Source organism: Streptomyces doebereineriae (genome assembly GCF_031845645.1).
GTDB lineage: Bacteria > Actinomycetota > Actinomycetes > Streptomycetales > Streptomycetaceae > Streptomyces > Streptomyces canus.
The window spans coordinates 151,099-162,036 of sequence record NZ_JAVREZ010000018.1 but is presented as its reverse complement, the minus strand read 5'-3'; the positions used below and the strand labels follow the sequence as shown (position 1 = coordinate 162,036).

Here is a 10,938-nt window from a genome sequence, read left to right as displayed (position 1 = left end):
CCGCCCGCGTCGTGGCGGAGCGCACGGCCGACGCACCGACCTGACATGGTGTGTTGTCATGTGCTGGAGTGCGACAGCGGATCTCGTGGCGGGTACGGCCATCGCCTCCGTCGGAGCGGTCTGCGTGGCCCGGACCCGCCGCGCCGGAGACCTGCCCCTCGCCGCGCTGCCCCTGCTGCTCGGCGCCCATCAACTGGTGGAGGCCCAGATCTGGCACACCGGCGGAGGGACCGGCGCGGCCACTGTCGCCTGGGCCGTCATCGCCCTGCCCGTGCTCGCGGTGTGGGTGCCGGTGGGCGTGTGGTGCGCGGTCCCACGCCGAACCGGACGCCGGGTGACGGCCGTCGTGGCGGTGGGCGTCGTGACCGCCGCCTTCCTCACGCACGCTCTCGCCACCCGCCCCGTCCGGGCCGAGATCCGCGGCCACACCATGGCCTACGTCATCGGACTGCCCCACGCGGAACTGCTCGTCGCGGGCTACCTGATCGCCACGGTCGGCGCACTGCTGCTCTCCGGCGACCGCCGCCTCACGACCCTGGGAACCCTGACCGGGGCGGGCGCGCTGATGTGCTGGCTGCTGTGGCGGCTGGAGTTCGTGTCGACCTGGTGCGCGCTGGCGGCAGTCTGCTCGGTGGTCCTGTACGGATGGGCGCGCACACGTCCTGCGCCGAGGCCGGTGCTCCCCGCGTGGGACGCCCGGCACTGATCAGTGCGCGCGGCGGTCCCGGGCCGCCCGCCCGTTCGTCGTCACCGGGGTCAGGTCGCCGACATGATCATGCCGGCCGCGACGCCGACCAGTGACGCGACGGCCAACGAGCGACTGCTCGGCGGCCAGGCGATCACCGTGGTCACCTCCGGCGCGTCGGCGACGGGCACCGCGACGTGTTCGGGCCACTGCCAGGCACGGCTGGAGGCAGGGATGACGAGCAACGTCCTGCCGAGCGCCACGAGTTGAGCGAGCTGAGACTGGGTGCGCACCTCGGGTCCGGGCCCGTCGGGGTAGGACCCGTCGAGCCGGGGCCATCGAGCGATCGGCAGGTCCGGCACGTCCTGGACGTCCGCCAGCGTGAGCCGGTCGAGTGACGCGAGCGGATGCCCGGCGGGCACGATCGCCACCTGACCTTCGACGTAGAGGTCTTCGGAGTCGAACCCTGCGAGGTCGTCGTAGGGATGATGCATGAGTGCCACGTCGGCGTGCCCGTCGCGGAGCAGCCGCGCCTGCTCACCGACCTCGCACAGGAGGATCTCGATCGGTGGCGCCTCCGGTTCGCTCGCCACCGCGTCGAGCAGCTGTCGCAGCACTTCGTGGGACGCCCCGGCCTTCGTCGCGAGCACCAGCGGCCGCTTCGGGTCCCCGGCACGCCGCGTTCGACGCGCGGCGGCAGCGACCGCGTCCAGGGCTGCTCCGGCCTCCCGAAGCAGCACGCCGCCGGCATCGGTGAGCGCCACTCCGCGACGGTCCCGGTCGAGGAGCCGGACGCCGAGCCGCCGCTCCAGCCTCGCGATCGCGCGCGAGAGCGGCGGTTGCGCGATCCCGAGCCGACCGGCGGCGCGTCCGAAGTGCAGTTCCTCGGCGACGGCGACGAAGTACCGAAGCTCGCGGGTCTCGAGATCGTCCACACGGACAGCCTACCGACTGATACCCGGTGAGTATCACAGTGCACCGGTTCGATATTGGACGGCGCATGAGCGGCTCGCCCAGCATGGAACGCGTGAACGACATGAAGACCGCGCTGGTCACCGGCGCGAACAAGGGAATTGGTTTCGCCATCGCACAGGGTCTCGGGACCCTCGGCTTCACGGTCGCGGTAGGAGCTCGCGACGACGCCAGGCGCGAGCAGGCCGTCAAGGAACTGCAGGCCGCGGGCGTCGACGCGTTCGGGGTCGCCCTCGACGTCACCTCCGACGACAGCGTCGCCGAGGCGGCCGCGACCGTCGAACGGACGGCAGGACGGCTCGACGTGCTCGTCAACAACGCGGGCGTCTCCGGCGCCATCGAAAACGGCACACAGGATCCGACGACGCTCGACCTCGAGGTCGTCCGCACCGTCCTCGACACCAACGTCCTCGGGGTCGTCCGGGTGACGAACGCGATGCTCCCGCTCCTCAGCCGCGCGAACTCGCCGCGCATCGTCAACGTGTCGAGCAGCATGGGCTCCTTGACGCTGCAGACCGGACCGGTCATGGCCGCGTACGCACCGTCGAAGTCGATGCTCAACAGCGTCACGGCGCAGTACGCCCGCAGGCTCGCCGATACGAACGTCATCGTCAACGCCTGCTGCCCCGGCTATGTGGCGACCGACTTCACCGGCTTCAACGCGCCGCGGACGCCAGAGCAGGGCGCGGCGATCGCCGTCCGGCTCGCCACCCTGCCGGACGACGGCCCGCGTGGCGGCTTCTTCGACGACGAGGGCGTCGTCCCCTGGTGACCCCGGACGGACGGCAGGGACGGTGCCAGCCCCGCCGCCCCTCCCGTCCCACCGGCCGGGAAATTTCCGTGGCGCGCCTGACGGTCGCCGCCCCGGCACTTCGAGGGTGCCGGAGCCGCTGCCCATCGGCCGCCCGCTCGACGGCATGCGCGTCTACGTCCTCGACGGCGCCGCCCTGCCCCGCCCGGCGCGTTCACCTCCTGCACCGCGTCCCCCGGCCCGGCACGTGTCCCCCGTTCCGATGCCGACGAGCGCAGGCGACTCAGGCGGGTGGCCGCCCCGAACTCTCCCGGACCACCAGTTCCGGCACGGAGACCCGACGTGGGGCGACCGGCGCCGACTCCTCCAGTACGCCGTGCAGCAGGGCGAACGCGGCTCGGCCGAGGCCCGTGAAGTCCAGACGTACGGTCGTGAGGGACGGCGTCAGATAGGCGGAGTGCGGGGCGTCGTCGAATCCGGCCACGCTGACCTCGCCCGGCACCGACCGGCCGGCCTCGTGCAGGGCGCGCAGCACACCGAGGGCGAGGTCGTCGTTGCCGCACAGGACCGCGGTGACGGACGGATCCCGGGCGAGTTCGCGGCCCGCCGCGTGGCCGCCGGCGGGTCCCCAACCGCCCTGCAGGGGAGGGGGTTCCGGAGCGCCCGCCTCTTTCAGTGCCTGGCGCCAGCCGCCGGTGCGGGCGCTGGTGCGACGGGTGCTGGAGGGAATGGCGACGTAGTGCACGGTCTCGTGCCCCAGGGACAGCAGATGCCGGGTCACCTCGTAGGCGGCCTCGCGGTCGTCGGTCCAGACCCACGGCCGGTCGCCCGTGGGGTCGCTCGCCGGGGTCTCGACCACGCCGACGACAGGGAGCCCGGCCGGGACCGACTCCAGGGCCCGGACGCCCGCGGGATCGTACGCGATCACGATCAGCCCGCCGCCCGCGTCGGCGGCACGCTGCACCTCTACGGTGACGGCGGCCTCGTCGGCCGATTCGAGGACGCCCACCCCCACCGAGTAGGCTGCCGCGCGGGCTGCTTCCTCGACACCCTGGAGGATCGAGGCGTAGCCGTAGTGCGTGGTGTTGGCGGTGAGCACCGTAACGGCCCTGCTGCGGCCCCTGGCCAGGGCGAGCGCGGTGGCGTTGCGCCGGAAGCCCAGCTCGTCGATGGCGGCGAGAACCCGCTCCCGCGTGGACTGCTTGACGCTGGCGTGGCCGTTGATCACCCGGCTGACGGTCTGGTAGGAGACACCAGCCACCGCGGCGACATCCCGGATGCTCGCCGAACCGCGGGTGTGACCGGTCACATTCATCCCAGGATTGTTGCCGGTAACCAGCGGAACGTCAAGCGAACTCCGTGGGTGCGGACCCGGGATGTTCCGGCGGCTCGACTCCGTCAGCGGGGCTGGTACGCCCTCGGCAGCGGCATGCCGCGGTCGGCCATGATCTGCCGTACGCGGTTCGGGTAGTTGGTGATGATGCCGTCCACGCCCACGTCCATGAGCGCCTCCACGGTGGCGGGGTCGTCGCAGGTCCACGGGATGACCTTCAGGCCCCGGGCGTGCGCCTCCCGGACCATCGTCCGGTCGGCGTAGAAGCGGAAGTCGGGGTCGCCGACCTTGCCGCTCTGCGGGAAGCCGTAGTTGGGGGAGAGGGCCCTGACGCCGGGGATCGTGGCGGCCGCCCTGACGAAGTCGCCGCCGTAGTCGTCGGCGTCGATCCCGCCGAGCCACGGAGACGCACCTGGCAGGCCGACCTGGAGGAAGTCGTAGTTGGTGAGCGCGACGAGGGGCCACTTCGGGGCCAGCTTGTGCATCGCCTTCAGCGCGCCCCAGTCGAAGGACTGGACGGTGACCTGGTTCTCGATGCCCGAGCGGTGGATCTCCTCGTAGACCCGCCGTACGAACAGCTCACGCGGCGCGGTCTGTTCGGGCGCGCCCGCCTCGACCTTCGTCTCGATGTTCAGCTCGACCCGTTTGGCGCGGTAGCTCTTGACCAGGTTCAGGACATCCTTCAACTCGACCATCCGGAAGCCCTTGACCACCTCCTGTTCGGGGAAGCCGGGCAGTTGCTGGTAACCGCAGTCCATGGTCTTGATCTGAGCCAGCGTCAGATCCTTGATGTACTTGCCGACATACGGATACATCGGGTCACCGGCCGTCACCGGTCCCGTGTCACGGCACTTGACCGCGCTGATCTGCCGGTCGTGGTTGACGACGACCTTCCGGTCCCTGGTGACATGGGTGTCCAGCTCCAGCGTGGACACCCCGAGGCGCATCGCCTTGCCGAAGCCCTCCAAGGACTCCTCGGTCGTCATGCCGATGCCGCCGCGGTGGGCCTGGAGGTCGAAGTGCGGTTTGGGCTTCGGCGGTCGGTGGTCGTCGTACGCCGTCGCGGGCGTGGCGGCCGACAGCGCGAGCACCGGCACCAGTGCCAGCCCGGCGAGGACACGTCTTGAGGACATCGACACCTCACTCCTTTGGGTCGGGACGCCCACAGACGCTAGTGAGGACGCGGACCCGTTCAACCCCTCGGACGTGATCCCGGCGTGAATGTCCGAGGAACGACGTTCCTGTCGGGGGTACGGGACGAGGTGGATCTTCCTCTCGTGGAGTGGCCCGGCACACGGCGGCGCCTGTGCCGCATCGCCCGCGACAGCGCGGCCCCGCCCAGGTGATGCGCCGTATCGGGACGCGCAGATGCCTGCCGTGCACCAGCGAGTCCTCGCCCGGGGGCCCGGGCCCGCTCGGCGCGCTCTTCGACGTCGGCGACGGACTGGCGCGGCCGACGGGCCGTCTTCGTCGGGCACGTGAAGGGGCGGGAAGGCGATGGCTACGACCTCGAAGTGGCCGCCATGCCTCCGTGCAGTCAGTTCGAGGGCGCGTCTGCCGGAGACAACCGCGCCGGTCGCCAGGGGCTCACAGCAGACTCGCGTCAGGGCGTGGGGATGCCCGCCGGGCGTGCCGGACGGCCGAGGCGGACCGGGACGCCGGGGGAGTACAGGACGCTGACCGGGGCGTCGGTCGGGGCGGGCAGACCGGCCGCGGTGACGAGGTCCTGCTCGCAGGTGAGCAGCTCGGCGCGGTACAGGGGCCAGCGCGGATGGTCGTTGGGCAGGTAGGCCAGCGACTCGGGGCCACCGAAGAAGGCGTTGTGCATGCCCCAGCGGGCGGTGAGGAAGTGCTCCAGGTCGGTCGGCTCCCCGATGGGTTCGCCGGTCCGTACCGTGATCAGGCTCCGGGCGCCGCGCGGTCCGGGCCAGCGGCGTGAGCTGGTGTAGGTGACGGTGTCCCCGGCCGTGCGGACGCTCATCCGGGACCAGAGATACGGCAGCCGGAAGCCGACGCGTCCCATCACCACCGGGATCAGCCGGGAGGCGTCCATCGAGCGGAACACCACGCCACGCCGGTCGTGCGCGTCCACCGAATACAGCCGCACGTTGGTCTCCGGGAAGGTCCCGAGATACGGCACCCCCGGCAGCCCCAGCCAGCCGACCCGGTGCATCCGGAACGCGACAAGGCCGACGTACGTCAGCCCGTCGTGTGTGTCGGGGACCGTGCCGCGCGGCAACAGCTCTGCCACGACCGCCGGTTCGACGCCCCAGTGGATGAAGGCGAGGTCGAGCCACTGCTGGGTGAGGAGCGGGGTCCGTATGAGGGCGGGGGCGTCCGGGGTGACGGGAGCGGGGTTCGGCACGGGATCCAGGGTGGCAGACACCGATCGTGCCCGGCCCGGCGGTGTGCCGGGACGGGACGGCGCCCGCCGAGCCATGCGGCCCGGCGGACGCCGCCCCGTGACATCGGCGTCAGTTCCGGCGGCCGGCCGGATCCTGCACCACCGTGTCCCGGCCGCCGCCGGAGACCGGTGCGGGGGCGGCGGGTGGTTCCTTCGCCCGGTCCGCGTGCCCCGGCCACCAGGCCGCGTGGCCCATGAGGGCCGTGAGACTGGGCGTGAAGAACATCGCCATGACGAACGCGGCGACGGCGATGCCGAAGGAGACCGCGAAGCCCATCTCCGTGAGCAGGACGTTGCCGGCCAGCATCATCGTGGCGAAGGTCGCCGCCAGGATGAAGCCGGCCGCTGCCACCGTGGGACCGGCATGCCGTAGCGCCATACTGGCCGCCTCGCGCGGCTCGCGGCCTTCACGGGCCTCCTCCCTCAGCCGGGCGATCATGAGGATGTTGTAGTCGGTGCCGATGGCGACCACGAAGAGATACATGATCACCGGGAGCATGAACATCAGTCCGGAGTGTCCCTGTCCCTCCTGGAAGATCCACACGGTGGCACCGAGCGTGGCGCCGAAGCCGAGGCCCACCGAGGCGATCAGGTACCAGGGGGCGACCACGCTGCGCAGCAGCAGCCCCAGGATGAGCATGATCAGCACGGCCGCGACGGGGAAGACCGTCTTGTAGTCGTGGTTGACCGCGGTGCCGATGTCCTTGTAGATCGAGGACATCCCGCCGACCAGGGCCTCGGTGCCGTCCGGGGCGCCGGAGTGCGCGACGTCGCGGACCCGGCCCACCGCCTCGATGGCCTTGTCCGTCGACGCCTCGTACTTGAGGGTGACGGTGAAGTCGATGGTGGTGCCGTCCTTGTTCAGCTGCGACAGACGAGCGTTCGCCACGCCGTCCACGGCCCCGAGTTTCTTCACGTACGCGTCGAAGAGCGTCGTGTCGATCGGCTTGCCGTCGGTGCTGGAGAGGTAGACGTCGGTCGGTGCGGCGGCACCCGCCGAATACGCCTTCTGCATCTCGTCCTGGACGACCATCGACTCCTTGGTCTTGGGCATGGAGCCGGCCGCCAGGTCGAACGTGGCGTTGTAACCGAACGTCCCGAGCGACAGTGCGACCAGGACGAGCCCGGAGAGCGCGGCGGTGAGCGCCGGGCGGTTCCGCACGCCGCGGCCCAGGGCGGCGAACCGGGCGTTCTCCGGCTCGCGTTGCCAGGACTTGGACGGCCAGAAGACCTTCGGTCCGATGAGGGAGACAACGGCCGGGATCAGTGTCAGGCCCGCGATCAGGGTGACGGTGACCGCGATCGCGAGGGCCGGGCCCATCTGCTTGAGGAAGCCCAGCGTCGACAGGACCAGCGCGAGGAAGGCGATGATGACCGCTCCGGCGGCGGAGGCGATGGCCTCGCCGACCCGGTCGACCGCGTTGATCATGGCCTGCTTCGGTTCGTCGCCGAGGCGCAGGCGTTCGCGGTAGCGGAACATCAGGAACAGGAAGTAGTCGGTCCCCACGCCGAAGAGCACGACGATCAGGATCGACGAGATCGAGCTGTTGGCCTGGAGGTCGAACAGCTTGGTGGCATAGGCGATCAGCCCGTTGGCGATCGCCGAGACCAACCCGATCGTGATCAGGGGCAGGAAGGCCAGGATCGGAGCCCGGAAGATGATCAGCAGGGTCACCAGGATGATGACGAAGGTGCCGATGCCGATCAGCGCCTCACCGCGCTTGGACGAGTCCTGCTGGTCGAGGGCCTGCGCGGCCGAACCGCCGAGCTTGACGTCGAGGTCCGTGCCCTTGGCGAGTTGCTTGACGTCCTCGCGCAACACCTCGGCCGCGTCGGCCTGTTTGGGCTGACCGGCGTTCTTGCTGTCCATCTGGACCAGGGTCAGGGCGTACTTGCCGTCCGAGGACGGCTGGCCGGGGACGACCTTCTGCACCTGGTCGATCTTCTTCTTGCCGAGCTCGGAGGTGATCCGGGCGACATCCTTGTGGTCGGCGGCGGTCAGCTTGCCGCCGTCGGTGCGCTGGTACAGCGCGATCGCGGACGGGGTGAAGGCGCTGGGGAACGCCTTCTCCTGGACTTCCGCCGCTTTGATGGACTCGTAACTCTTGGGGAGAAAACTGCTCTCGTCACTGTTCGAGGGCAGGCTCGGGGCGGTGGCGACGATCGCCACCGCAGCGAATAACCATGCAACGATCGTCCAGACGGGATGCCGGACGACGGCGTTGCCAATACTTCGGAACATGCGGAAGGTCCTCCTGGACAGGAAGATCACCGCAACCCGGGGAGCGGTCCCTGGCATCGGCGACCCCCGGCCGTCCCTCTGGGCAGTCCCCCGTCGGACCGGCCGGAATGGTTGTCTTGAGCTCTTATCCTAGGGATCACCGGTGAAGATCGCTGGAGGTGCCGTACCTTCAACTGTCGTGCCGCTCGCGGAGCCTCTCGGGGAACCGGGGTGGGCCGCGGCTACCAGGTCGGCATCATGCTCTCGGGGTAGCGGGAGCCGGCCGAGCCGCGGGGGAGGAGCTCCTGGATGCGGGCGAGGTCCTCGGGCGTGAGGTCGACGTACGCGGAGGCGACGTTCTCCTCCAGGCGGCGCGGGCTGCGGGTGCCCGGGATCGGCACGATGTCCTCGCCCTGCGCCAGCAGCCAGGCCAGGGCCAGTTGGGTCACCGCGATGCCCTTGGACTCGGCCAGAGCGGTCAGCTCACGCACCGCGGCCAGGTTCTTCTCGTAGTTCCCGGGCTGCCAGCGCTCGTCCCAGCTGCGCATGTCGTCGGCCGGGTACTCGGCGGCCGGCTTCACCGCGCCGGTGAGGAAACCGCGGCCCAGCGGCGAGTACGGGACGAAGCCGATGCCCAGCTCGCGCACGACCGGCAGCACCTCCGCCTCCACGGCCCGCTCGAACACCGAGTACTCGGTCTGAAGCACCGACACCGGGTGCACGGCGTGGGCACGGCGGATGATGTCGGGGCCGGCCTCGCTCAGGCCGAAGTAGCGCACCTTGCCTTCGGCGATCAGCTCGCCGACCGCTCCGGCGACGTCCTCGATGGGTACCTCCGGGTCGACCCGGTGCTGGTAGAGCACGTCGATGTGGTCGGTGCCCAGATGGCGCAGGCTGTTCTCGGTGACCTCGCGGATGTGTTCGGGGCGGCTGTTCAGGCCGAATCCGCCCACCGTCCCACCGCTCAGGTCGAAGCCGAACTTGGTGGCGAGGACGACGTCGTCGCGAACGTCCTTCACGGCCCGCCCGAGCAACTCCTCGTTACTGCCGGTGCCCATGCCGTACAGCTCGGCGGTGTCGAAGAGGGTGACGCCGAGTTCGTGGGCGCGGCGGAGGGTGGCGATGCTGCTCTGCTCGTCCGAGGAGCCGTAGGCCATGGTCATGCCCATGGTGCCGAGGCCGACGGCGCCGACCTCCAGACCCTGGGTGCCGAGCCTGCGGTGCGGGAGGTTCCTGTCGTGCTGTGTCATGCCTCAACGCTAGGAACGCGGCACCGGGGAGTCATGGGGCACCGGTCGCATAGGATTGCCTGATCCTCTCAGTCGAAGGGCGCTCTCATGCTGGACCGGCTCGCCCACGCCATCGAGCGGCACTGCCCGGGGCTGTGGTCGCAGACCGCGGTGCCCAAGCTGTCGCTGGTCTCACTCGACGAGCTCGTGGACCCGATCGAGGTGACGTACGAGCCGATGATCTGCTTCATCGCCGACGGTGCCAAGCGCACCGCTGTGGGCGAGCGCAGCTGGATCACACCACGCGGCGAGATGGCTCTGTTCACCCTCGATCTGCCGGTCACCGCCGCCTTCGAGAAGGTGCCCTACCGCGCCGCCGTCATGCGGATCGACAGCGAGGTCCTCGCCGCCGTACAGCTGGAGCTGGCGGAGAGCGGACCGCAGCCCCAGGCGGCCGTCGCCGCGGCGGTCACCGCGCCGATGTCCCCGGAGCTCGTCGACGCGGTCACCCGCTGGGTCCAGCTGCTCGACAGCCCGGAGGACATCGTCCCCCTGGCGTCCCGCATCGAGACCGAGATCCTCTACCGGCTGCTGCGCAGTCCGCTCGGATCCGTCCTGCGGCACTGGTCGCTGGCCGACTCGACCGCCGGACGGATCCGTACGACCGCCCGCTGGATCCGCGACCACTACACCGAACCGCTCGGCATCGACGAGATCAGCAAGGTGGCTCGGATGAGCCCGGCCACGCTGCACCGGCACTTCAAGGCGGCCACCGGCATGAGCCCCCTGAGGTTCCAGAAGCATCTGCGGCTCCAGGAGGCCCGACGGCTGTTGTTCACCAGGGACGTGACGGCGGCTCAGGTCGCCCAGGAGGTCGGGTACGTCAGCGCCACCCAGTTCAACCGCGAGTACCGTCGCGCCTACGGCCTGCCGCCCGGCCAGGACGCGGCGCAGCTGCGCACCCGGCTGGCCGAGACCCGGGAGGTGCCCCTGCTGCATGACGGGTCGGGCGCGAAGCCGTGAGGGTCGTTCATGGGAGTGCCTCCTCGGGGTCGTACCCGTAGATCCAGCTGTTGCTCACGAGCGCGTCGGCGAGCGCCGCGTCGCGGGCCCGCTGCTCGGGGCCGTCGGGCCGGGTACGCCTAGCGCTGTGTCCGTGGAACCGTGGTTGTCGCCGTCCTGACCCGCATTGCGCTCGAGTGCCGCCGAGACCGCGCCGGCCTGGACCACGCCGCCGTGGGATCGCCGCCCTCACGATTGTCCGCCGTCTCGCCTCGCCCCGTGCCCGCGGAGCCGCGGCCGTCGCCGCCCTGACCGGCAGCGCGCCGAATGGCGATGCGGCC

9 protein-coding genes are annotated in these 10,938 nt (G+C 70.6%); 3 read left to right on the top strand and 6 right to left on the bottom strand.

Annotated elements, in window-relative coordinates; all coding sequences use genetic code 11:
- The first annotated feature begins 58 nt into the window (after nucleotides 1-58).
- Nucleotides 59-706 (top strand): DUF6629 family protein, encoded by a 648-nt coding sequence (locus RNB18_RS38885; RefSeq protein ID WP_311718797.1) that lies wholly within the window; start codon nucleotides 59-61, stop codon nucleotides 704-706.
- Between the two features lie 50 nt (nucleotides 707-756).
- On the opposite strand, the gene RNB18_RS38880 is transcribed toward RNB18_RS38885, so the two are convergent.
- A complete protein-coding gene (locus RNB18_RS38880; protein WP_311718796.1) occupies nucleotides 757-1,620 on the bottom strand; it encodes a LysR family transcriptional regulator in 864 nt (287 codons plus the stop codon).
- An 83-nt stretch (nucleotides 1,621-1,703) separates the two neighbouring features.
- Here RNB18_RS38880 and RNB18_RS38875 point away from each other — a divergent pair, with 83 nt between their 5' ends.
- A complete protein-coding gene (locus RNB18_RS38875; RefSeq protein ID WP_311718865.1) occupies nucleotides 1,704-2,429 on the top strand; it encodes an SDR family oxidoreductase in 726 nt (241 codons plus the stop codon).
- A gap of 262 nt (nucleotides 2,430-2,691) precedes the next feature.
- Here RNB18_RS38875 and RNB18_RS38870 read toward each other — a convergent pair whose 3' ends face one another.
- The 5 genes from RNB18_RS38870 to RNB18_RS38850 form a co-directional block, all read right to left on the bottom strand.
- A complete protein-coding gene (locus RNB18_RS38870; RefSeq protein WP_311718795.1) occupies nucleotides 2,692-3,723 on the bottom strand; it encodes a LacI family DNA-binding transcriptional regulator in 1,032 nt (343 codons plus the stop codon).
- An 83-nt stretch (nucleotides 3,724-3,806) separates the two neighbouring features.
- A complete protein-coding gene (locus RNB18_RS38865) occupies nucleotides 3,807-4,874 on the bottom strand; it encodes a glycerophosphodiester phosphodiesterase family protein (RefSeq protein WP_311718794.1) in 1,068 nt (355 codons plus the stop codon).
- Nucleotides 4,875-5,344: 470 nt separating this feature from the next.
- A complete protein-coding gene (locus RNB18_RS38860) occupies nucleotides 5,345-6,106 on the bottom strand; it encodes a YqjF family protein (protein ID WP_311718793.1) in 762 nt (253 codons plus the stop codon).
- A gap of 109 nt (nucleotides 6,107-6,215) precedes the next feature.
- Nucleotides 6,216-8,387 (bottom strand): MMPL family transporter, encoded by a 2,172-nt coding sequence (locus RNB18_RS38855; RefSeq protein WP_311718792.1) that lies wholly within the window; start codon nucleotides 8,385-8,387, stop codon nucleotides 6,216-6,218.
- A gap of 221 nt (nucleotides 8,388-8,608) precedes the next feature.
- Nucleotides 8,609-9,616, bottom strand: coding sequence for an aldo/keto reductase (locus RNB18_RS38850; RefSeq protein WP_311718791.1), 1,008 nt, complete (start codon nucleotides 9,614-9,616; stop codon nucleotides 8,609-8,611).
- An 87-nt stretch (nucleotides 9,617-9,703) separates the two neighbouring features.
- Between RNB18_RS38850 and RNB18_RS38845 the strand changes: the two genes are divergently transcribed.
- A complete protein-coding gene (locus RNB18_RS38845; RefSeq protein WP_311718790.1) occupies nucleotides 9,704-10,618 on the top strand; it encodes an AraC family transcriptional regulator in 915 nt (304 codons plus the stop codon).
- Nucleotides 10,619-10,938 lie beyond the last annotated feature (320 nt).